Raw genomic sequence first — 20,969 nt, 5'->3', positions numbered from 1 at the left:
CATGCTTGACGGTCCCTCCACCCTGGCTCCTACATACCGCGTAGGAGCCGGGAGGAACATACAAGCCATGCTCGACTGCTTCTACACAACAGCAGCCGAGCATGGCTCGGCTCTACAAAAGCGAAGCAAAGTCGAGCAAGCTCGACGCTACAGACCGCACACCGCTGCCAGGTCATCGGCCAGCTGCCGCAGCTGCGCCGATCCCAGCGCCGCACACGTAATGCGCAGCCCATGTCCCGGCGCTGCCACCGCGAACACTTCGCCTGCGCGCACATGCCATCCGCGCGAAGCCAGTGCCAGCACCTGCGGATGGCTGTCGGTTGGCAACGGCAGCCACAGGTTCAATCCTTCCATCGGTTGCGGTGTCGGCACGCCCCGCGCACGCAGCAGTTCCTGCAGCGACTGCAGGCGCTGCTGGTAACGCTCACCTGCCGAGGCGATCTTCGCCCGCTGCGTCGCCGACGCCAGCACCGACGTCGCCGCATCCTGCAGCAGATGGCTGACCCAGCCGGTGCCGGACGCCAACCGCAACCGCAACCGCGATGCGGTCTCCTCATCGCAGGCCAGCCAGGCCAGCCGCAGGTCCGGACCCAGCGGCTTGGACAACGAACGCAGCACGGCCCAGCGACGACCATCCAGCGGCAGCACCGAGTGATAGGCCTGCTGCGAAAGCAGCGCGTAGTGATCGTCGATCAGCACCGCCACCTGCGGGTAGGCCGCCAACAGCTGCCGCAACGCCCGTGCCCGCTTCGCATCCAGGCTGGCCCCGGTCGGGTTGTGTGCCCGCGGGGTCAGCAGCACCGCGCGTGCGCCGGCCTCCAGCGCCTGCCGCAGCGAATCGACCTGCATGCCATGTGCGTCCACCGCCACCGGCAACGGCGCGTGGCCCACAGCATTGAGCACATTGAGGCTACCGAGGAAGCATGGATCCTCCACCGCGATGCGATCCCCCGGCAGCAGCCAGGCCGCCAGCAGGCGTTCAATGCCATCGACCGCGCCATGGGTCAGCTCCAGCGCATAACCCGCCGGGCAGTCCGCATCCAGCGAGGCGCGCGCCAGCGCCTGCAACCTCGGGTCGACCGTGCCCACGCCATACAGCCGCGGTGCGGCCGGGGCCAGGCGCAGGTGCGGCAGCAGGCGCGGATCCGGATTGCCACCGGCCAGGTCCTGCAGCGCCAGCCCGGGCGTACTGCCCTCGCGCGCCAGCGTCGGCGGCAATCCGCGCACCACCGTGCCACGGCGGCCCGCCGTGCTGGCCAGGCCCGCCGCATCCAGGCGCTTGTAGGCAGCGGCCACGGTGTTGCGGTTCACGCCCAGTTGCTCGGCCAGTTCACGCACCGGCGGCAGCACGCTGCCGGCCGGCAGGCGGCCCTTGCCGATGCCGTCGCGGATGCTGTCGAAGATCGACTCGGCGCTATGCCCGGTGATTTTCATTTTGTCCTATGCCAAAATATCTCTTGTCCTGTGCCAGTGTATCCCACCCTGGCCATCCTGCATTGGAGGTGCCCGCATGCCCCTTGCCGCTGCCGACTGGCCCGTCGCCCAGTCCGTTGAACAGATCGCCGCCAACCTGGTCACGGTGCGCCAACGCATCGCCGATGCCTGCGCGCGCGTCGGCCGGGACCCGGCCAGCGTGCGCCTGCTGCCGGTCAGCAAGACCGTCGATGACGCCCGCATCCGCATGGCGGTGGCCGCAGGCTGCCACGAACTGGGCGAGAACAAGGTGCAGGAGGCGCAGCGCAAGGCCGAAACGATGGCCGACCTGGGCGTGCACTGGTCGGTGATCGGCCATCTGCAGACCAACAAGGCGCGCTACGTGGCGCGCTTTGCCAGCGAGTTCCAGGCGCTGGACAGCCTGCGCGTGGCCGAGGCCCTGCAGCAGCGCCTGCAACTGGAAGACCGCACGCTGGATGTGTTCGTGCAGGTCAACACCTCGGCCGAGCCGAGCAAGTACGGACTGGAACCCGACGCGGTCGAGGCCTTCGTGCAGCAGCTGCCGGCCTTCGATCGCCTGCGGGTGCGCGGCCTGATGACCCTGGCCATCTTCACCCCCGAGGTCGAGCGCGTGCGCGCCTGCTTCGTGCGCCTGCGTGACCTGCGCGACCAGCTGCAGCGCGTCGCCCCGCCCGGCCTTGACCTGTCGCAGCTGTCGATGGGCATGTCCGGTGATTTCGAAGTGGCCATCGAGGAAGGTGCCACCGTGGTCCGCGTCGGCCAGGCCATCTTCGGTGCCCGCGCCACCCCGGACAGCTTCTACTGGCCGAACAGCGGAGCTCCGGCATGAAGCACGCGGTTGTGCTGCAACACGTCGCCTTCGAAGACCTCGGCACCCTGCAGCCTCTGCGGTTGGCACAAGGCTGGCAGTTGCAGGTGCTGCAGGCCGGCGTCGATGCGCTCGATCCGGCCGAAGTGGCCGACCTGCTGGTGGTGCTGGGCGGCCCGATCAGTGCCAATGACACAGAGACCTATCCCTTCGTCACCGACAGCATCGCCCTGCTGCAGCGCCGGCTGCAGCAGCAGCGGCCAACCCTGGGCATCTGCCTGGGTGCACAACTGATGGCGCGTGCACTCGGTGCCAGTGTCGCTCCCAGCGGCGGCAAGGAAATCGGCTTTGCGCCACTGCTGCTGACCGATGAAGGCCAGCGTTCACCGCTGCAGGCCCTGCAGGGCATTCCGGTACTGCATTGGCATGGTGAGGCGTTCGACCTTCCGGCCGGTGCACGCCGCCTGGCCAGCACGCCGGCCTGCCGCCACCAGGCCTTCGCCATCGGCAACCACGCACTGGCCCTGCAATGCCATCCGGAACTGGACGCCCGCCAGTTCGAGCGTTGGCTGGTCGGCCACACGCTGGAGCTGGCCCAGGCCGGCATCGATCCGAATGATCTGCGCGCGCAGGCGCGTCGCTATGGCGCACCACTGGCCGCGGCCGCCACCGCGATGTTCGACCATTGGCTGCAGGACCTGCCGGAGACACCGCGATGAACTATCGATTACAGATCCACCGCGATGGCGTCTATTGGGGCCATTTCGACTGCAGCGGCCCTGATGCCCTGCAGCGCATGGACGCCATCGCCGCACAACTGCCTGCGGATCAGGGCTTCCAGCTGAAACGGCAGAAAGGTGTTGGCGAAGAGCGCATCCTGTCCAGCAATGCCGACGGCCTGCGCGTACTGGCTTCGCAGATCCAGTACCGCGATCTCTGACGATCGTCACGGTAGTGCCGGCCGCTGGCCGGTACTCGAATCTGCCGGCCAGCGGCCGGCACTACCCCGGCTGTTCGGCCGCGTGCGAAGCTTCACCGATGCTGACCCTGCAACGCGGCAACCACCACGGACTGCTCATCGCCCCGCGCTGGCCCTCCACCCGCATCCAACTGGAAGAAGAGGTACTGCAACGCCTGCTCGACGCGCAGGCAATGCTGCCTGTGGGGCTGCGGCTACTGCTCACCCGTGGCTTCGAACCCAGCCACAGCCGTCTCGGTGGCTTCCGCCGCCTGGTGCGTGGGCTCGGCATCACCCTCTTCCGTGCCTGTTATCCGCAGCGCCAGGATGAAGTCGACGCCATCTTCGGTGCCAACGGCCACGACATCGATGGCCGTCATGTCGATGTCTCACTGGTACTGCACGGCAAGCGGCTGCGGCTGCTGCCCCTGGGCGTGTTCACCCCGCCGCGCTGGCAGCACCGCCGCATCGCCCGGTATGCCGAGCCGGTCGCACGAGCGAAGCGCAGCCTGCAGCACTGCGGCTTCGAGCTGCATCACAACCCCACCGAAGCCCTGCAGATCCACTGCGATTATCGTCCCCGCTGACGCCGCGGTGGCTCATGCGGACTGCGCTCGCACCAAAGATGCAAATGATTCTCTTTTGCTGTAATGTGCAGCCGCTGCCCTTGCCGCCGCGGGCTGTTCCCTTTCCCAGTTGTCGCCCGCCCCGTGTCCACGCCTGTCGAACCGACGGATGTCGCGCAGCTGTGCGCGGCCCATTACCGGCCGCTGCACGCCCATGTCCGCCGCAAACTCCCGCAACGCAGCGACGCCGATGACGTCGTCCAGGAAACCTGGCTGCGTGTCGTCAAGGTCGCCGCCAGTGGCCTGCTGAGCAATGGCCGCGCGTACCTGTACCGTGTTGCCCACAACCTGATTGCCGACAATTACCGGCAACGCCAGCGCCGTCGCGAAGAAGCGCTGGATGACACGCAGTTGCATGCCATCGCCGATCCTGCGCCGCTGCCCGAGCAGCGACTGCTCGACGCCGAACAGCTGCGCCACCTCGACGCGATCATCGCCGCGCTGCCACCGCGCTCGCGCCAGGTGTTCCTGCTGGCGCGGGTTGAACAGTTGGCGCTGGCCGAGATCGGGCGCCAGCTCGGCATCAGCCGGCAGACCGCGCATGGCCATCTGCTGCGCGCACTGGTCGCCCTGCAGCAGGTGCCCGGCGCATGAGCCTGGACGCGATCGCGCGCGAAGCTGCACGCTGGTGGCTGGACGGGCACGACGGTGGCCGCGACGAGAACGCGTTCGAGCAGTGGTACCAGGCCGACCCCCGCCATGCTGCGCAGTACCAGCATCTGCAACACCTGTGGCAGGCCGGTGCAACGCTGCCCAGCCTGCAGCGGCAACAGCAGCGCAGGCAACGCCGTCGCCTGCGCGAAGCCGGCATTGCGGTTCTGTTGCTGTGCGCGCTGGGTCTCTACAGCCGCCATGTGTCGCCGCCCGTAGCGCAGGTCCTGCGAACGGCCGCTGGCGAGATCCGCGAGGAGACCCTTCGGGATGGCTCGCATGTCCTGCTGTCACCCGGCAGCGAAGTGAAGGTGCGCATCGATGGGCAGCGCCGCCAGCTCCAGCTGCAGCGCGGCCAGGCCTGGTTCCAGGTCGCCGCCGATGCCGACCGGCCCTTCCAGGTGCATACCCCACAGGGCACCGTCACTGCACTGGGGACCGCATTCGATCTTGCCGTGCAGGGCAACAGCAGCGTGGTCACCGTTACCGAGCATCGCGTGCGCGTGGACAGCGGCAACGTCAGCATGCTGGCTGACCACGGCGAACAGCTGCGCTTCGATGGGCAGGCAACAGCCCATGCAACAACGACCGCCCCCGGAGCATTGGCCTGGCGCGAGCGGCGCCTGCATTGGGTCTCGGCCCCACTGGCCGACGTCACGCAGGGCCTGGACCGCTGGCATGGCGGGCACACGTGGGTCGTCGGCGAGCAGCTGCGCCAGCAGCCGGTCACCCTGCTTGGCAGTGCCGACGGTGCGGCCGGCAACCGCGACCAGTTGGCCACTCAGTTGCAGGTGCGCGTGCTGCGCCTCGGCGCGGGCATACAGGTGTGGCTGCCGCCACGCAGGGAACAGCGTGATGGACCCTGACATCCGGCCTGCGGCTGCGTCTACCCAGGATGACGACGCTCTGCGTCAGCCCCTGGAGCCCCCGATGCTGTGCCCCCGCCCCCTTGTCCTCGCCCTGTCGCTGGCCTGTACCAGTGCCCTTCCGCTGCTGCCCGGCAGTGCCCACGCACAGACAGCCACCCGTACCTACAATCTGCCCGCACAACCGCTGGCGGCCGCGCTGGACGCCTACAGCCGGCTGACCGGCGTCGATCTGGTGATCGGCGCAGCGCTGCCCGCGGGCCATTCGGCGCCTGCGCTGCGCGGTGACTTCGACGATGCGCAGGCCCTGTCGCGCCTGTTGGCAGGCAGCGGCCTGCGCCCGCGCTTCGTCGATGCGCGTCGTGCCGCCCTGGAGCCGGCGCCGGCTGAACGCGCCGATGGCAGCCGTCGCACTGGCCCGCTGCGGGTGCAGGGTACTACCGCACACGGTCAGGCACCGGGTGCCGGCGCCAGTCAATATGTACCGGCCACCCGCGATGGCTTTGCGCCCCCGGTGGGCAGCGAGCGCGTGGCGATGGCCGAACGCCAGGAAGGCAACAGCCTGCTGCGCTCGATGCCCGGCACCCACAGCTTCCATTCGCGCAGCCAGCCGGGCCTGCAGGTCAACATCCGCGGCATGACCGGTGCCGGCCGGGTCAACACCATGATCGACGGTGTCACCCAGACCTTCCGCAACAATGCCGGGCACGGCTCGGGCGGCCCGTTCGCCTATGTCGATCCCTTCCTGCTGGCCGGTGTGGACGTGCAGCGCGGTGCGGTCGCCGGTGGTGATGGCGCCGGCACGCTGGCCGGCAGTGCCAACTTCCGCACGCTGGACATCGACGATCTGCTCGGCGAGGGGCGCGACTGGGGCCTGCGTGCGGGCTACCGCCACGGCAACAACGGCTATGGCAGTGGCCGTACCTTCGCCGGTGCCTGGCGCCACAGTGAAGAGGGTGGCGACCGCCAGTTCGGCCTGCTGGCCGCCGCCAGCAGCAGCCGCAGCAGCGAATACGCGACCGCACGCGGGCAGAAGAACAACGCCGACCCGGGCAGCCAGCAGCCCAGCAGCTGGCTGTTGAAGGCGCGCCTGCAGCCCAGCGACCAGCATCGGCTGGACCTGAGCCACATGCGTTACGAAAACGACTTCTACCACAACTATCCGTGGCAGATTTCCGCGCGCAACCAGCGCGCCAGTTACCACTACACACCCTATTCGCCGTGGATCGACCTGCGTGCGACCTTCGCCAGCAACAAGACCCGGCTGTTCTATCCGCCTGTGGAGGATTCCAGCTACATCGGTCGCCGCACCCACAGCAGCCTGAGCAGCTGGACTGTGGACAACACCAGCCGCTTCGACATCGGTGCACTGCAGGCGCGCTGGAACACCGGCGTCAAGCACCAGTCGGACATCTACGTGGCCGACACCCCCGTCCTGCGCGGTGCCAACCCGCAAGGTCGCAGCCAGCTGGACAGCGTGTTCAGCACGCTGGAGCTGCAGTACGACATCTACGCGCTGACCGCCGGCCTGCGCCAGGACCGCTTCGGCATCCGTGGCCACATCCCGGTGTGCTCGGATGTGCCCGGCCAGTGCGCGGAGATCAATGGCGGCGACATCGACGTGCGTCGCACCGAGCGCGCACTCAGCCCCAGCCTGGCGGTATCCTGGCAGGCCACCGACTGGCTGCAACTGTTCGCAGAAGCCTCGCGTACTTCCCGCCCGCCGCGGGTGCAGGAGATGTTCTTCGAGAAGATCCCGCTGGAAGGCATGAGCGATGCCGATGGCGTGGGCGCCAACCCGTTCCTGCGCCGCGAGCGCTCGCGCAACCTGCAGTTCGGCGCCAACCTCAGCACCGACTCGCTGCTGGTCGACGGTGACCTGGCACAGCTGAGGATCACCCGCTTCGACAACCGCATCCGCGACTACATCAAGCCGCAGTATCTGCTGATCGTGCATCCGCCGGAAGTGGAACCGTTCGTGGTGCCGATCGACAGCGATCCGCAACTCACTGCCTGGACCGATGCGCTGGACGTGGACGACTTCAGCACCACCACGCGCTGGATGAACCACCCCGGCGTGGTGCGCATGCGCGGTATCGAACTGGAAGCGCATTACGCCAGCGAGCACTACCACGCCACGCTGAGCTGGACCCGCTCGCACACCAGTGCGCCGGCCATCGAGTTCGTCAACCTGGAAGACATCACCGCCCTGCCCGACCGCTACTGGACGCTGGACGTGGGCGGCCGCTGGTGGCAGCGGCGCGTGCAGGCCGGCCTGCGCGCCGAGTACTCCGGGCCGACCGAGGAAGGCTACGACTTCTTCCAGACCCGCAAGACCGGCGGCACCGGCGTGCTGCTCGACTTCTACGCCAGCTTCAAGCCCCAGGCCAACACCACGCTGTGGCTGAACATCGAAAACCTGCAGAACAAGGCCTATGACAACAATGCCTCGATCGACAGCATCTTCAGCCCGATCCTGGACCGCGGCAACGGCCGTGGCCGTACCGTCTCGATGGGCGTCAATGTGGCGTTCTAGCCGTCGCTGGCTGCCCGTATGCCTGCTCGCGCTGGCGACCGTGGCCAGCGCGCAGCCGATGCCTGGCTCAGTGATCGACCTGGCCAACGGCCGGCACCTGGACGAAGCCGCGTTCGTGGCGCGTGCGGCGGACGCCCGGAGGCTGCTGCTGGGTGAGCGCCATGACCTCGCCGGAGACCACGCCGCCCAGCGCTGGCTGCTGCAGGCGCTGCAGCGGCGGCGCCCGCAGGGTTCGCTGGTGCTGGAAATGATCGCCAGCGAGCGCCAGCCACGCCTGCAGCGGGTGCAGCGCTGGCTGGCCAAGGGCAACCATGCCGACGGTGCACGCCTGCAGGAGCTGCTGGGCTGGGATACACGATGGCCGTGGACCGCCTACGGCGGGCTGGTGCAGGACGCCACCGCTGCCGGCATCCCCTTGTTCGGCGGCAATCTCGCGCGCGTCGAGGTCAACGCCCACCTGGCGTCCGCTGATGCAGTGCGGTTCCCGCTGCCCGCCGCCCGCCAACGCCTGTCGGATGTGGTTCTGGCCCAGCACGCAGACGCGGCACCGATGCTGGAAGGGATGCTGGCCGTGCAACAGGCCCGCGACACGCGCATGGCACAGGTGCTGACCGCAGCACCCGCACCCGCGCTGCTGGTAGCCGGTCGCTGGCATGTGCTGCGCGGCACCGGGGTGCCGGGCTACCTGCCACCGGATACGCCTGCGCTGGTGATCGCATTGGCCTCGCCGGGTGAAACCGTCGGTGCTGCTGATGCCGATCTGCTGTGGGTGCTGGACGATGAGTGAGCGCGGCCAACACTGGCAGGCGATCGTGATCACCGTCGTCCTGCACCTGCTGCCCCTGCTGCTGTTGGTGCACTGGGTTGCAATGCCGCCGATGCTGCCACCGCCGGAGCAGGACGTGCGCATCAGCCTGCGCCTGCTGGCACCGGCCACGCCGCCACAGCCCGTAGAGGAGCGCCAGGCGGATACCCCCAGCCAGGCGCAGCAGGCGCGTGCATCGCAACCGACAAAGTCGCCGCCACCACCGAAGCCCACCGCCGCGCGCGAGGGCGAGTTGGCCGCCAGCGAAACGGGCGGGACGGGTCGAAAGCCGCTGCCGGTCGCCCCGCCTGCGGCCGCGACCGATGCAAGTCCCGCACCGGCATCGATCACGGCCGCGCCGCCCGCTCCAGACGCGCCACCGGCGGACTTCCAGGCCGGCGCCGCCAGCGACCAGTGGGAAGCCCGCCTGATGGCGCGGCTGGAGCGTTACCGCTATTACCCTGCCGCCGCGCGCTCGCGCCGGCAGCAGGGCACTGCCTGGGTCAGGGCCAGCATCGACCGCGAAGGTCGCCTGCTGGCGCTGCGGCTGGAGCAGTCCAGTGGCCAGCCGATGCTCGATGACGCTGCGCTGCAGACCTTCCGTCGCGCGCAGCCGCTGCCGCCCATTCCCGATGAACTGAAGGCACCGCAGGAACTGGTGGTGCCCGTGGAGTACTACCTGCGCTAGGCGGCGTAGGCCTCCGCCTCGATCTCGAACAGCATGCCGTCCAACGCCAGTCGCGGCACCGGGATCAGCGTGCAGGTGGGCGCCGCGCGGTTCGGCCAGCGCCGTCGCACCTGGTGGGCAATGATGCCCAGCCGGTCCTCATCGTGGCCGACCACCAGGATGCGCAGCCGCGCCACATCGGCCAGACTTGCCTGCGCCGATCGCAGCGCGGTCTGCAGGTTGTCCAGCGCCTGCCCGACCTGTTCTTCGAAGCTGGGCGAGAGGCGGCCCTGGGCATCCTCGCCGCCCTGCCCTGCGACATGGATCACCCGCGCCGGCAGGCGCACCACCGCCACGTGTGAGTAGCCGTTGGCCGAAGGATCGTAGAGGCCCGGTGGATTGAACAGTTCCAGCAGGCCATGGCTGAGGTCCGGTGTGGTCAGCAGGTTCATGCCGCGCGCCTCGTGGGGGATGCCGGCAGTCTGTGACCTCAACTCCGGTTGAGGTCAAATGGGTCCTGTGCAACAGAGTAGTCCGCCATGCGCAACGATCGCGCGTTTCCGTGGACTCGAGCCTGCTCGACTTCCACCGACCAGAAGCAGTCGAGCAAGCTCGACTCTACAGAAGCGTGGTCACGTCCACGCTGGGTCTGCGGTGAAATCAATGGTCAACCAGAACGTGCTGCCCCGCGCATCCAGCCGCACCGCAATCTCGTCACGCATCGCATCGACCTCGCCCACTGAACCCAGCGGCGTGGCCGGGTCGGCCAGCACGTGGATCTCGATGAAGCGCATCCGCCCCATCTTCGCCACATGGCTGGTGAAACCGGCATAGCCACGCTCGGCGACGAACGCCTGCATCACCCGCTGCACGCGCCGGTCCAGATCATCCGGTGCCACCTGCAGCACTTCGCGCATGGCCTTCCAGGCACCCCGCGCCGGCACCGGCAACACCGCCAGGCTGATCAACGCCAGCACGATCGAATCCAGGTACGGCACCCAGTGGTGCCACTCACCACCGTGCAGGACCAGCGCCAACACAAAGGCCAGTACCACTGCCAGGCTCATCAACCCGCCCAGCAGCCAGCCCCGTACATCCAGCCACAACAGCGCGGAGCGCAGATGCCGCGCCCGCTGCGCGACGAACGCCGCCATCGCCAGGTTGCTGGCACTCAGCAACGCCGCCCACCACAGCGCGGGCCCGAACTTCACTTCGTGCCCGCCCGTGGTCAAACCGATCACGGCGTTGGCCAGCGCATACACGCAGGCCAGCGACAGGATCACACCGCCCAGCGCCTCGACCATCGGCTCCAGGTGCCAGTAGCCGTACTGGAAGCGCGGGCTCTGCTCCCGCGCCACCAGCCGCAGCACCGACAACGACACCAGGGTCAGGGCGACATCGACCAGGCTGTACACGCCGTCGAACAGGATGGCCTGCGATCCCACCAGCAGGCCACCGATGAAGCCGACCGCGCTCACCGCCAGGGTGACCCCGATCGAGAACTTCAGGATGCGTTGCTCGCGCGCGGTATCCATCGTTCGCCGAACGGCCGACCGTTGCCGGTCAGGCCTTCAGCACCTCCACCTTGTACGAAACCGCATCCCCCTCCTGCTCGATGATGAGCCCGTGCACGTCCGACTCGAAGCCCGGGAAACGCGCATTCTGCTCGCGGGCGATGCGCAGCGACTGGATGATCGGCTCGTCGCTGTCACCGAAACGCTCACCCGGCATGATGGTCGGGATGCCCGGCGGGTACGGCACCAGCATGGTCGCCGCAATGCGGCCACTGATCTGCTCGATGTCGACCCGTTCGATCTCGCCCTTCACAAGGTGGTTGTAGGCATCGGCCGGGGTCATCACCGGCGTCGGCAGATCCACGTACATCTCGCGCATCACCTTGGCCACGGCGAATTCCTGGTTGAACGCATGCAGCGCGTCGCACAGGTCACGCAGGCCCCAGCCGGCGTAGGCATTCGGATAGTCGGCGGCCAGCGTCGGCAGTGCCTGGCTCAGCGGCGCATTGCGGTCGTAGAGTTCCTTGAACGCCATCAGCTCGGTGACCAGGGTGCTCCACTTGCCCTTGGTGATACCCATTGAGAACAGGAACAGCACCGAGTACAGGTTGGTCTTCTCCACGGTGATGCCGCGGCCCCACAGGAACTTGCTCAGCACCGCCGCCGGGATGCCCAGCTTGCCCATGTTGCCGTCCATCGCCAGGCCCGGGGTCAGCAGGGTCACCTTGATCGGGTCGATCAGCACATAGTCGTCGACCAGGTTCTCGAAACCGTGCCAGTGCGCATCCGGCTGCAGGTACCACTCCTCGCGCTTGGCCACCAGCGGCGCCGGCGTATCGCCCTTGTCCAGGCTGCGCTCGACCTGGGTCGGCTGCCACACGCTGAACCACCAGTCGTCGCGACCGAGGTCGTCGCGCACGTGCAGCATCGCGCGGCGGAAGGCGATGGCCTCGTCATGCATTTCCTGTACAAGCGAGCGGCCCGCGTCGCCTTCCATCATCTTCGAGGCCACGTCACAGGCCGCGATCACCCCGTAGTGCGGGCTGGTCGAGGTGTGCATCATGAACGACTCGTTGAAACGCTCGGCATCCAGGTTGCGCTGCGCCGAGTTGCGCACGTGGATCATCGACGCCTGCGAGAACGCGGCCAGCAGCTTGTGGGTGGAATGCGTGGTGAAGATGATCGCATCCTGCTCGCGCGGCTTGCCCTTGGCCATGCCGTAGTGGTTCTCGTAGAACGGATGGAACGCAGCGTAGGCGTACCAGGCTTCGTCGAAATGCAGGAAGTCCACCGCGCTGCCGATCTCGTCGGCGATCTTCTCGGCGTTGTAGCACAGGCCATCGTAGGTCGAGTTGGTGACCACCGCAATGCGCGGCTTGGAGCCGGCCTTGTAGGCCTGGCTGGCCAGCGGGTTGGCGGCGATGCGCTGCTGCAGCGACTCCGGCGTGAACTGGTCCAGGCTGATCGGGCCGATGATGCCATGCGCGTTGCGGCTGGGGGTGAAGTACACCGGTACCGCACCGGTCATGATCAGCGCGTGCAGCAGCGACTTGTGACAGTTGCGGTCGACGAACACCACGTCGCCGCGGGCCACCGTGCCATGCCAGACGATCTTGTTGGCAGTGGAGGTGCCGTTGGTGACGAAGAAGGTATGGTCGGCACCGAAATTGCGTGCGGCCTCGTTCTCGGCGTCCTTGATCGGGCCGGTGTGATCGAGCAGCGAGCCCAGTTCCGGCACCGAGATCGACAGATCGCTGCGCAGCGTGTTCTCACCGTAGAACTGATGGAATGCACGACCGACCGGCGACTTGGTGAACGCCACGCCGCCGGCATGGCCTGGCGTGTGCCAGGAGTAGTTCGACTCGGCCGCATGGTGGATCAATGCCTTGAAGAACGGCGGCAGCAGGTTCTTCATGTAGTCTTCGGCCGCGCGCATCACCTGCCGCGAGATGAAGCTCTTGGTATCTTCGAACAGGAAGATGAAACCGTGGATGTACTTGAGCAGCTTGCTCGGCACCTTCTCGATGGTGCGGCGCTCGCCGTACAGGAACACCGGCAGGTTGGCGCGGCGCGCGCTCTGCTCGCGCAGGAAGGCGGTCAGGCGCTGGAACTCGCCATCCACCTCTTCACTGCCGTCGATCGAGATCAGCACCGCCGAGGCCGCCACGTAGGTGCGGGCACCGGCGCGGGCATCATCCAGGTTCAGGCCGCACAGCACGCGCTGGTCGTTGCTGCGCAGCTCTTCCACCAGGGCGCGGATCAGGATGCCACCGATGCGCGGCGACTCGTAGTCGTTGTCGATGACAATGACCGGGTAATCCAGGGACTTGAAGTACACGTTGATTCTCCTTGACTAACTCAGGAACGCTGGGCGCCGGCGCTGATGGCCGATGCCTCGCGGGCGCGCTGCCGCTGCTGGCGGCGCTCCTCGCTGAAGAAGGGATAGAACACGGTGATGAACAGCACGAACAGGAAGGCGTACTGCACGATGGTTCCCGACGAGCCGTAGATCGCCCACAGGCAGTAAACGACGGTCAGGCTGGTCAGGGTCCAGAACGCACCGGTGTGGACCAGGGTGTGCGAGCGCTCGACCACGAAGTAGCAGGCCACGCACGAGTAGATGTAGGGCAGCAGGGTCAGCACCACCGCCGCCGATGTGATCACGTCGAACTGGGCCGACGCGGTTTCCGAGGTGGAGGTGACCAGCACCGCCAGGGTCATCAGCACGGCCACGATCAGCACACCCTTGACCGGCACGTCGTCCTTGTTGGTCTTGCTGAAGATGCTCGGGAACAGGCCGTCATCGGAGGCCGCCTTGGCGCTCTGCGCGGTCAGCAGGATCCAGCCGCCCAGCGAACCGGCGGCACCGATGAAGGCACACAGGCTGACCAGCGCACCACCCCAGCCACCGACGGCCTTGGCCGCAGCCAGTGCGAACGGCGCATCGGAAGTCTGCAGTTCGCCATTGGGCACCATGCCCATGATCACCGAGGAACTGGCGATGTAGGCGATGGCGGCCAGGAACACACCCGCCAGGGTGGCGCGGGCCACGTTCTTTTCCGGGTTCTCGACCACACCAGCGGTGACCGAGGCCGACTCGACACCAATGAAGGCCCACAGCGTCAGCGCCGCGGCGCTGGAGATCGCGCCGAAGTTCGATTCGCCGGACACGTTGTAGGCGCCCTTGAAAATGTCGGCATCGAAGAAGAACCAGCCGAAGATGGCGATGCCCAGGATCGGCACCAGCGCAAAACTGGTGGTGACGGTCTGCACCCGGCTGACGAACGCCGGACCGATCACGTTGGCGAAACTCAGCGCCCACACCAGGATCAGCACCGCGATGCAGCGCACCAGCGGCTCGGACAGGATCGGGAAGAAGTAGCTGAAATAGCCCACTGCGGCGATCGGAATGGCGACGTTGCCGATCCAGTTGGCGAACCAGTAGATGGTGTTGGTCTGGAAGCCCATGTACGGCCCGAACCAGTCGCGCGCATAGGCGTACGGGCCGCCCGCCTTGGGTGCCAGCTTGCCCAGCTTGGCGAACACGAAGGCCAACAACAGCGCGCCGGCGGTGGTGATCAACCAGCCCCAGATCGAGGCGGTACCAATCTTGGCCAGGCTCGATGGCAGCAGGAACACGCCTGAGCCCATCATGTTGCCGGCGACGAGGAAGGTGGCTCCGACCACCCCGATTTTCTTTGCTTCTGCCATGACGATCTCCGGTACTGGCATGAGCCCGGCAGCACCGGGCGTGGGGACGGTTGCGCTGGCGTACGACCGCTGGCGCCTATTTGATGAAGTTGTATTGCAGGCTGCCCTGCACCCGGACCGTGTCGCCGCGTGCGCCGCCCTGCTGTTCCAGGCGGCCATACAACAGCTCCATGCCCATCGTCCAGGACGGCGCAGGGCTCCAGATCAGGTTGAATACGCCGTACCGGCTCTGCCGGAAGGCATCGGCCGCCAGTGCGGCGTTCCGCTCCAGGGTCAGCTGGCCGAAGATCAGGTTCGATCGCCACAACTCGGACCAGTAGTGGGTATAGCCGACGAAGCCGCCGTGCAGGTCCAACGCGTCGAGGCGGCCATCGGCACCGACCACCGCGTCCAGCCCGGAGCCGGTCAGGTCGGCGGTATAGCGGCTGAGGCCGCGTCCTCCCAGCGCACCGAACAGCAGCAGGTCGCGCTCGCCCACCGAGGCCGAGCCACTCAGCTGCAGGCCGCCGGCCATTCGCCGGTCGTGCTCGCCATCGCCGTCATAGGCCAGACTGCGCGCCACCGCGCCCACCTGCAGGTGGCCCCAGTCGCGCTCCATGCGCGCGGTCACGGTTACGTCCGGCAGACGGTTCACCGCAGCCCGCTCATCACTGGCACCGGCAAGTTCAGTCTTCGGGTCTTCGGCCGCCACGGTCAGCGTGTTGCCCTTGCCCATCGTGAAGCTGTGGTGGATGCCGGCCACCAGCAGATAGCCGGCGCCGCCCGGCCCGGCGAAGTCCAGCGTGTCGGGCAGGCTGTCCGGGTCCATGAAGCTGGAGTAGCCATAGCCGGCATAGGTATTGCCGAGCTGTCCATAAGCATGCCGCAGGCGGAACTCGTAGCCATCGCTGCTGCCGAAGAAGTCGTTCTCCAGATAGAAGCGCAGGTTGCCGTGCGTGGTTGGACGCCGCGCCTCGAAGCTGAAGCGGGTCTGCTTGGCGTGGATGTTGAAGTTGGAGACATCGCGGTGGCTGCCGCCCACCGGCATCGACGAGGGAATGAACTGATCCTCGTCGCCGGCCGCGCGCGAATCGGCGATGGCATCCAGCTTGGCGTAACCGCCGATGCGGATCACCGTATCAGTGCCGGGTATGGCAAAGAACCCCTTCAGATCCGGATCGGTCGGGCCCGCCGCACTGTCCGGTCGCGACGCGGCGGTGGACGGATCGGCCACCGATTCGCGCTGCGGCAGCACCGGCTGTGCCACGCCCGGTACCTGGGTGGGGTGCAGCAGGTTGGCAGTGCTGGCAGGCGCGACCACGGCGGCGGGTGCCTGTGCTGTAGCAGGCGCAACGGTTGCGTCGCGCTGCTCAAGGCGGTCCAACCGCTGCTGCATGCCCTCCAGTGCCTGCCGCATGGCCGCAATCTCACGACGCAGCGCCTGCGCGTCCTCCTTGTCATCCACCTGTGCATACGCCGGCGTGATCGCCAGTGCTGTCACACAGGCCAGGCTCAGTACCGCCGCGCGCATTGCATCCTCCCTGGACGACCCCTGTTCGCAGCACGCAGACGGGACGCACGCATGCGCCACTCCGGCCTCGTGCTGCCGTTGCTGGAAATGCGGATACTGCGTCGACGACACCGGCCAGCCTGCGCATGGCAGGCAACAGGACGATGACACTGCCCTGCCCGCACCGATGTCGACGCCATCAAGGCCGCGCTGCCAGAGAGGTGGCGACCGCAGCGGTCTGGGTAACAAGCACAGAGTGAGAGTGTCGTGAATGGCTGTGCCAGCCGACCCTGATCAGGGCGTGGCGAGCGCGGCATCCATCGCGCATTGACGCTGTATTCCATGCGTCACAGGCTAATCCGCCTGTCGTTTTTGGCCTTGATTGGAATCAAGGCGGGATGCGTGATGTCAGTCACGATTCATACGTGACGATGAACCACTGTTGCGCGGGCCCGCAACCGCAATGCCCGCCATGGAATGTGACAGGCCCGCATGCTGCCATGCGGGCCTGCGCAATGTTTCATGGGGCTGGCGCCACTCAGCGCGGGCCAAGCACCGTCTGCAGATCGGCACCCTGCGGCAGACCCGCACGACGCTGCACCTGGCCCTGTGCGTCCTGGAACAGGATGCCCGGGGTGCCCTGGAAGCCCATCTCGATCATCAGCACCTGATTGGCGTCGAGCTTGCCAGCGATCTCGCGGCTGATGTTCGGCAGCGCCTTGATGCCACCGCGATCAAAATCGTGCTCGTTCTGCAGCAGCGCCGCACTCGGGTCACGCGCGGCAAGGATCGCCGCGGCCTTGGCCGGGCTGTCCTCGCGGATCACGCCGACCATGATGTGACGCAGCTGCACCTTGCCAGCATCGACCCACGGCCGTGCCGCTTCCCAGAACTTGTGGCAGTACGGGCAGTTGGCATCGCTGAAGGTATAGACCACGCGCGGCGCATCGGCCTTGCCATCACGCACCCAGGCACTGGCTTCCAGCTTGGTCCACATCTTGGCCGACATCGGCGAAGCCACCAGCTTTTCAACGGCCTCAGCGGCTACATCGTTGCCCTCCGCATCGAACAGGCTGCCGACCAGTACGTGCTTGCCATCAGCGGTGACATAGGCCGCTGCCGGCTGCTGGCCGCCGACCACGCCGGCGAAGCCCCGCAGGTCACCGGGGGCATCGAATTCTGCGACGACCTCGAAACCATGCTTCTCGATGCCCTTCAGCACCGCAGGGCGATCGCCCTTGTTAGCCGTGGCTGTGGCGCTCGCTGCCGGTGCCGCGGCGGTCTTGCCCGGTGGCGTCTGTGCCTGGCTGCAGGCGGCCAATGCCAGCAGGACCGGCAGCAACAGCACCGCCGGGGCGGTGCGCAGGGAAGTCGACAACATGGGAACTCCGTAGTGAGATGCCCGCGCAGGCTACCGCAGCCGGCGCAGTTTGTGTTCAAGAGCGGCTGCCGTCAGTTCGCCCAGGTGCAGTTCACGCAGGCGCCCTTCGGCGTCGAAGAACAGGGTCGAGGGATAGGCCTGCACGCCCAGCACCGTGGATGCCGCAGCGTCATCGTCCAGCAATACGTTGTGCAGCAGGAGCCGTTCGCGCGCAACGAAACCCTGGACCTCCTCAAGGGTTTCACCCTGATTGAGGAACACGAACTGCACGTCCGCATGCGCCTGCTGCGCCGCAGCCAGGACCGGCATCTCGCGCCGGCAGGGCCCGCACCAGGTCGCCCAGAGATTCAGCACAAGCGGTTTTCCCCGGAACTGCTGCAGATCAACCCTGCCCCCCTGCAGATCAGCAACCTGCAGTACCGGCAAGGGCATCTGCCGCTCCTGCCATGCGGACAGCAGCTGACTACCGCCCGCCCATAGCAGCACACCCGCCAACGCCGCGCCCAGCACCGGGGCGCGCAACGCCCGCCATGGGCGCACCCGCCACAGCCCCCATGCCGATCCCGCAACCAGGACAACCACCAGGTGGTAGCCACCATCGGCAATCTGCAGAATGCTCCACGGCGCCTCGCGATACAGGGCGAAGTTCAAGGCCACGAAGCTGATGCGACCACACAGCAGGCCCACCAGCAGCATGTCCAGAACCATGCTGGGTGCAGAAGGCAGCGGCATGCCGTCCTTCCTGCGTGGCCACAGACGCGCCACGGCCATGGCAATCACTACGCACACGAGAATCAACACCACCGGCATCGGCACCGGCCCAACGCTCGACATCAGACCACCTGTTCAATCGTCCACTGACTGCATGGTCGAAGTGTCGCGCTCCGGTTGCAAGCGCGACGATGCCGCCGACATCAGGCCGCGCTGCGCCCCAGTTGCATCACCGACGGCGATTGCAGCCCGCGCAGGCTGCCTGCCACCGACGGCATCAAGGGCCGCTCGCGACGCTTGCTGCTGACGTGACGCCGATAGTTGGCCGGCGTCATGCCAACGATGCGCAGGAACAACCGGCGGAAAGCACTCTGATCAGCATAGCCGACACCCCACGCCACCTCATCGATACCCGCCCCCTGCTGCAGCAGGGTCTGCGCCTTGGCGATGCGCAGCCGTTGGCAGTATTCGATCGGCCGCAGGCCGGTGGCCTTGAGGAACCGCCGCTGCAGTGTGCGCGGCTCCAGCCCGGAGACCTCGCAGATCGCGGCAAGGGTGGCGCCGCGTGCCGCCGTGGTGTGCAGCCAGCGCTGTGCCTTCAGCACATCACGATCGCCATGTGCGAAGTTGGCGCTGAAGCGCTCCAGGTCCTGCTGGATCGTGGCGGGCACGGTGATGCCCAGTTGCTGTGCGACCGCACTGGCCACGCCCTGCCCGTGCAGCCGGTACAACAGTCGCAGGCCAAGGAAGCGCCAGGCCTGGGCCCCGCCGACCGTCAGCAGGTCACCGTCATCCACCAGCGCCCGCTCGCTCGGCACCCAGCTCGCGGCCTGCGCCTGCAGGCCTGGATGGCGTCCGAGATCGGGGCCACTGACCGTACGCCCGGCCAGCAACCCGGCGCGTGCCAGCACGCTGACGCCATCACTGGCGGCGGCCAGCAGGCTGCCGCCGTCATAGTGCGCACGCAGCCAGTCCAGCAGGACCTCGTCCGCGCGCAGGCACGCGCCGGCACTGATCTGGCCGGGAACCGCGATCACAGCCGGGATGGCCGCATCGAGCATTTCCGCACCCGCAATACGATGCACCCCTGTCTGGCTGGCCGGCACGATCCAGCGGGTGACCAGCACCCGCTTGAACGGCCGACGCTGCTGCTGGGCAAGGCGATTGGCAACGTGCGCCATTTCGGCCAGTACGGAGGCGGCAGACGGATCACCTCCCGGGTATTCAACCACCGCGATCTCGACGAATCCTTCGTTCCTGAATCCTTCCACAGACCACCTCCTCGGTTCGTTGCAGGCCATCGAACGGCCGGTTCAGGCGAAGGGTAGGAACTGGTCCATCGGCGGGGCTATGAAGAAAGTTGCAAAGTGCGCTGAATGCGCGCACCCGGGCCAAGCCTTGACTCTCGACCAGACTCCAGGCTTCACAATGGTCGGCAGCCCCTGCAGGAATCCGCCATGAACATTGGACAACTGGCCCGCCAGGCGGGCGTACCGATCGATACGGTGCGCTACTACGAACGACAGCAGCTGCTGCCGACCGCGGCCCGCTCGGCGGGTGGCTACCGCATCTTCGGCGAGCAGGACCTGCGCCGGCTGCGATTCATCCGCCGCGCCAAGGCGCTGGGCTTCAGCCTTGAAGAGATCGGCGAGCTGCTCGCATTGAGCGATCGCCATTCGCAGGACATGGGCAGCGTGCGCGACACCGCGCAGGCGCGCCTGCAGGACATCGCACAGCGGATGGCGGAGCTGCAACGCATGCACACTGCACTTTCGCTGCTGGTCGACGCCTGCCCAGGTCACGGCGCGCTGGACCAGTGCCCGATCCTGGCGGCACTGACCGACGACGCTGCACAGGCGAAAGGCGACTGACATCGGCTTCGCAACGCACGTGAAGAAAAGTGCAACAAATGCTTGCCAACCCCCTGGGTCAAGGCTATTATTTCGCTCCTCAGCGACGTGGGGCCATAGCTCAGCTGGGAGAGCGCCTGCATGGCATGCAGGAGGTCAGCGGTTCGATCCCGCTTGGCTCCACCAATCTTTCGGCATTAGGCCGTCGAAAGGTCGCTAAAGAACATTGATGAGAATTGCGTCCCCATCGTCTAGAGGCCTAGGACATCACCCTTTCACGGTGGCGACCGGGGTTCGAATCCCCGTGGGGACGCCACTCATCACGAACAACGAGGACCCGGCCGATAACCGGGTCTTTTTTGTTCACCGCCTACCGGCATTCAGGTTGTGGCGTTGCGGTTCCCCTGCCCTCGTGGTCGCGGTTGAACCGGAACGAAAAAAAGCTCAAAAAAAGCTTCCACAAACGTGAACACGCAGGTATGATAGGCGGCTCGGTAACACGGGGCCATAGCTCAGCTGGGAGAGCGCCTGCATGGCATGCAGGAGGTCAGCGGTTCGATCCCGCTTGGCTCCACCACTTTCGACATTAGGCCGTCGAAAGTTCTACAACTTGAAGTTTTTCGTGCGTCCCCATCGTCTAGAGGCCTAGGACATCACCCTTTCACGGTGGCGACCGGGGTTCGAATCCCCGTGGGGACGCCAGTTTCAAAACGGACTCTGCTCCCGGCAGATCATCCGGAGTTTCACTGGGGCCATAGCTCAGCTGGGAGAGCGCCTGCATGGCATGCAGGAGGTCAGCGGTTCGATCCCGCTTGGCTCCACCACTTCGACATTAGGCCGTCGAAGGATCTACAACTTGAAGTTTTCGTGCGTCCCCATCGTCTAGAGGCCTAGGACATCACCCTTTCACGGTGGCGACCGGGGTTCGAATCCCCGTGGGG

Annotated in this window: 19 protein-coding genes and 6 tRNA genes; 16 read left to right on the top strand and 9 right to left on the bottom strand. The window is 66.8% G+C overall.

Features of this window, described 5'->3' with window-relative positions; genetic code table 11:
- Nucleotides 1–147: 147 nt before the first annotated feature.
- Nucleotides 148–1,434 (bottom strand): MocR-like B6 salvage transcription factor PtsJ, encoded by a 1,287-nt coding sequence (gene ptsJ, locus ACX9OT_RS21105; protein WP_459003585.1) that lies wholly within the window; start codon nt 1,432–1,434, stop codon nt 148–150.
- A gap of 76 nt (nt 1,435–1,510) precedes the next feature.
- On the opposite strand from ptsJ, the gene ACX9OT_RS21100 reads away from it, so the two are divergent.
- The 9 genes from ACX9OT_RS21100 to ACX9OT_RS21060 all read left to right on the top strand — a co-directional run bounded on the left by ACX9OT_RS21100 (nt 1,511) and on the right by ACX9OT_RS21060 (nt 9,393).
- Nucleotides 1,511–2,284, top strand: coding sequence for a YggS family pyridoxal phosphate-dependent enzyme (locus tag ACX9OT_RS21100; RefSeq protein WP_110712693.1), 774 nt, complete (start codon nt 1,511–1,513; stop codon nt 2,282–2,284).
- Nucleotides 2,281–2,982 carry a glutamine amidotransferase gene (locus ACX9OT_RS21095; RefSeq protein ID WP_459003582.1) on the top strand — a complete coding sequence of 234 codons (702 nt, stop codon included), beginning with the start codon at nt 2,281–2,283 and terminating at the stop codon, nt 2,980–2,982. The genes ACX9OT_RS21100 and ACX9OT_RS21095 overlap by 4 nt, the downstream gene beginning before the upstream one ends.
- Nucleotides 2,979–3,203 (top strand): hypothetical protein, encoded by a 225-nt coding sequence (locus ACX9OT_RS21090; RefSeq protein WP_032129370.1) that lies wholly within the window; start codon nt 2,979–2,981, stop codon nt 3,201–3,203. Before ACX9OT_RS21095 ends, ACX9OT_RS21090 begins: the two co-directional genes overlap by 4 nt.
- Before the next feature lie 98 nt (nt 3,204–3,301).
- Nucleotides 3,302–3,808: a hypothetical protein gene (locus ACX9OT_RS21085; protein ID WP_459003580.1), complete on the top strand. Its 507-nt coding sequence runs from the start codon at nt 3,302–3,304 to the stop codon at nt 3,806–3,808.
- A 123-nt stretch (nt 3,809–3,931) separates the two neighbouring features.
- Entirely contained in the window at nt 3,932–4,441 is a 510-nt protein-coding gene (locus ACX9OT_RS21080; protein WP_459003578.1) for an RNA polymerase sigma factor, read from the top strand.
- Nucleotides 4,438–5,364, top strand: coding sequence for a FecR family protein (locus ACX9OT_RS21075; protein WP_032129372.1), 927 nt, complete (start codon nt 4,438–4,440; stop codon nt 5,362–5,364). Before ACX9OT_RS21080 ends, ACX9OT_RS21075 begins: the two co-directional genes overlap by 4 nt.
- Nucleotides 5,365–5,428: 64 nt before the next feature.
- Complete coding sequence (locus ACX9OT_RS21070; RefSeq protein ID WP_459003576.1) at nt 5,429–7,900, top strand: TonB-dependent receptor; 2,472 nt, start codon at nt 5,429–5,431, stop codon at nt 7,898–7,900.
- Entirely contained in the window at nt 7,887–8,687 is an 801-nt protein-coding gene (locus tag ACX9OT_RS21065; protein WP_459003574.1) for a ChaN family lipoprotein, read from the top strand. The genes ACX9OT_RS21070 and ACX9OT_RS21065 overlap by 14 nt, the downstream gene beginning before the upstream one ends.
- Nucleotides 8,680–9,393, top strand: coding sequence for an energy transducer TonB family protein (locus tag ACX9OT_RS21060; RefSeq protein ID WP_049398426.1), 714 nt, complete (start codon nt 8,680–8,682; stop codon nt 9,391–9,393). The genes ACX9OT_RS21065 and ACX9OT_RS21060 overlap by 8 nt, the downstream gene beginning before the upstream one ends.
- On the opposite strand, the gene ACX9OT_RS21055 is transcribed toward ACX9OT_RS21060, so the two are convergent.
- The 8 genes from ACX9OT_RS21055 to ACX9OT_RS21020 form a co-directional block, all read right to left on the bottom strand.
- The gene (locus tag ACX9OT_RS21055; RefSeq protein WP_107432351.1) at nt 9,390–9,824 is read right to left on the bottom strand and encodes a RidA family protein; all 435 of its coding nucleotides are present in this window, start codon (nt 9,822–9,824) and stop codon (nt 9,390–9,392) included. The genes ACX9OT_RS21060 and ACX9OT_RS21055 overlap by 4 nt on opposite strands.
- A 180-nt stretch (nt 9,825–10,004) precedes the next feature.
- Nucleotides 10,005–10,907: a cation diffusion facilitator family transporter gene (locus tag ACX9OT_RS21050; RefSeq protein ID WP_049398424.1), complete on the bottom strand. Its 903-nt coding sequence runs from the start codon at nt 10,905–10,907 to the stop codon at nt 10,005–10,007.
- Between the two features lie 28 nt (nt 10,908–10,935).
- Complete coding sequence (locus tag ACX9OT_RS21045) at nt 10,936–13,224, bottom strand: Orn/Lys/Arg family decarboxylase (protein WP_107432350.1); 2,289 nt, start codon at nt 13,222–13,224, stop codon at nt 10,936–10,938.
- Nucleotides 13,225–13,244: 20 nt separating this feature from the next.
- Nucleotides 13,245–14,597 carry an arginine/agmatine antiporter gene (gene adiC, locus ACX9OT_RS21040; protein ID WP_005410068.1) on the bottom strand — a complete coding sequence of 451 codons (1,353 nt, stop codon included), beginning with the start codon at nt 14,595–14,597 and terminating at the stop codon, nt 13,245–13,247.
- A gap of 76 nt (nt 14,598–14,673) precedes the next feature.
- The gene (locus ACX9OT_RS21035) at nt 14,674–16,107 is read right to left on the bottom strand and encodes a DcaP family trimeric outer membrane transporter (protein WP_180845181.1); all 1,434 of its coding nucleotides are present in this window, start codon (nt 16,105–16,107) and stop codon (nt 14,674–14,676) included.
- 517 nt (nt 16,108–16,624) lie between these two features.
- Complete coding sequence (dsbG, locus tag ACX9OT_RS21030) at nt 16,625–17,467, bottom strand: thiol:disulfide interchange protein DsbG (RefSeq protein ID WP_180845180.1); 843 nt, start codon at nt 17,465–17,467, stop codon at nt 16,625–16,627.
- Between the two features lie 30 nt (nt 17,468–17,497).
- The gene (locus ACX9OT_RS21025) at nt 17,498–18,301 is read right to left on the bottom strand and encodes a TlpA disulfide reductase family protein (RefSeq protein ID WP_049422840.1); all 804 of its coding nucleotides are present in this window, start codon (nt 18,299–18,301) and stop codon (nt 17,498–17,500) included.
- 80 nt (nt 18,302–18,381) lie between these two features.
- Entirely contained in the window at nt 18,382–19,449 is a 1,068-nt protein-coding gene (locus ACX9OT_RS21020) for a GlxA family transcriptional regulator (RefSeq protein WP_032129381.1), read from the bottom strand.
- 186 nt (nt 19,450–19,635) lie between these two features.
- Here ACX9OT_RS21020 and ACX9OT_RS21015 point away from each other — a divergent pair, with 186 nt between their 5' ends.
- From ACX9OT_RS21015 to ACX9OT_RS20985, 7 genes are all read left to right on the top strand, one after another.
- Nucleotides 19,636–20,049: a heavy metal-responsive transcriptional regulator gene (locus ACX9OT_RS21015; protein WP_032129382.1), complete on the top strand. Its 414-nt coding sequence runs from the start codon at nt 19,636–19,638 to the stop codon at nt 20,047–20,049.
- 89 nt (nt 20,050–20,138) lie between these two features.
- Nucleotides 20,139–20,214 (top strand) — tRNA-Ala (locus ACX9OT_RS21010).
- A gap of 54 nt (nt 20,215–20,268) precedes the next feature.
- Nucleotides 20,269–20,344, top strand: a tRNA-Glu gene (locus tag ACX9OT_RS21005).
- 185 nt (nt 20,345–20,529) lie between these two features.
- Nucleotides 20,530–20,605: transfer RNA gene (locus tag ACX9OT_RS21000), tRNA-Ala, on the top strand.
- A 49-nt stretch (nt 20,606–20,654) separates the two neighbouring features.
- Nucleotides 20,655–20,730: transfer RNA gene (locus ACX9OT_RS20995), tRNA-Glu, on the top strand.
- Between the two features lie 46 nt (nt 20,731–20,776).
- Nucleotides 20,777–20,852 (top strand) — tRNA-Ala (locus ACX9OT_RS20990).
- A gap of 47 nt (nt 20,853–20,899) precedes the next feature.
- Nucleotides 20,900–20,969 (top strand) — tRNA-Glu (locus ACX9OT_RS20985).

It is taken from the genome of Stenotrophomonas genospecies 3, from assembly GCF_054473855.1.
The sequence above is the reverse complement of the archived record's forward strand: the minus strand, read 5'-3'. Positions and strand labels throughout refer to the sequence as shown.

What these genes read in the sequence shown, in the direction of transcription:
- ACX9OT_RS21085 (WP_459003580.1), top strand. Translation starts at nt 3,302, where the DNA reads ATGCTGACCCTGCAACGCGGCAACCACCACGGACTGCTCATCGCCCCG.
- ACX9OT_RS21015 (WP_032129382.1), top strand. Translation starts at nt 19,636, where the DNA reads ATGAACATTGGACAACTGGCCCGCCAGGCGGGCGTACCGATCGATACG.
- ACX9OT_RS21035 (WP_180845181.1), bottom strand. Translation starts at nt 16,107, where the DNA reads ATGCGCGCGGCGGTACTGAGCCTGGCCTGTGTGACAGCACTGGCGATC.
- ACX9OT_RS21050 (WP_049398424.1), bottom strand. Translation starts at nt 10,907, where the DNA reads ATGGATACCGCGCGCGAGCAACGCATCCTGAAGTTCTCGATCGGGGTC.
- ACX9OT_RS21055 (WP_107432351.1), bottom strand. Translation starts at nt 9,824, where the DNA reads ATGAACCTGCTGACCACACCGGACCTCAGCCATGGCCTGCTGGAACTG.
- adiC (WP_005410068.1), bottom strand. Translation starts at nt 14,597, where the DNA reads ATGGCAGAAGCAAAGAAAATCGGGGTGGTCGGAGCCACCTTCCTCGTC.
- ACX9OT_RS21065 (WP_459003574.1), top strand. Translation starts at nt 7,887, where the DNA reads ATGTGGCGTTCTAGCCGTCGCTGGCTGCCCGTATGCCTGCTCGCGCTG.
- ptsJ (WP_459003585.1), bottom strand. Translation starts at nt 1,434, where the DNA reads ATGAAAATCACCGGGCATAGCGCCGAGTCGATCTTCGACAGCATCCGC.
- ACX9OT_RS21090 (WP_032129370.1), top strand. Translation starts at nt 2,979, where the DNA reads ATGAACTATCGATTACAGATCCACCGCGATGGCGTCTATTGGGGCCAT.
- ACX9OT_RS21095 (WP_459003582.1), top strand. Translation starts at nt 2,281, where the DNA reads ATGAAGCACGCGGTTGTGCTGCAACACGTCGCCTTCGAAGACCTCGGC.
- ACX9OT_RS21025 (WP_049422840.1), bottom strand. Translation starts at nt 18,301, where the DNA reads ATGTCGAGCGTTGGGCCGGTGCCGATGCCGGTGGTGTTGATTCTCGTG.
- ACX9OT_RS21070 (WP_459003576.1), top strand. Translation starts at nt 5,429, where the DNA reads ATGCTGTGCCCCCGCCCCCTTGTCCTCGCCCTGTCGCTGGCCTGTACC.
- ACX9OT_RS21100 (WP_110712693.1), top strand. Translation starts at nt 1,511, where the DNA reads ATGCCCCTTGCCGCTGCCGACTGGCCCGTCGCCCAGTCCGTTGAACAG.
- ACX9OT_RS21060 (WP_049398426.1), top strand. Translation starts at nt 8,680, where the DNA reads ATGAGTGAGCGCGGCCAACACTGGCAGGCGATCGTGATCACCGTCGTC.
- ACX9OT_RS21075 (WP_032129372.1), top strand. Translation starts at nt 4,438, where the DNA reads ATGAGCCTGGACGCGATCGCGCGCGAAGCTGCACGCTGGTGGCTGGAC.
- dsbG (WP_180845180.1), bottom strand. Translation starts at nt 17,467, where the DNA reads ATGTTGTCGACTTCCCTGCGCACCGCCCCGGCGGTGCTGTTGCTGCCG.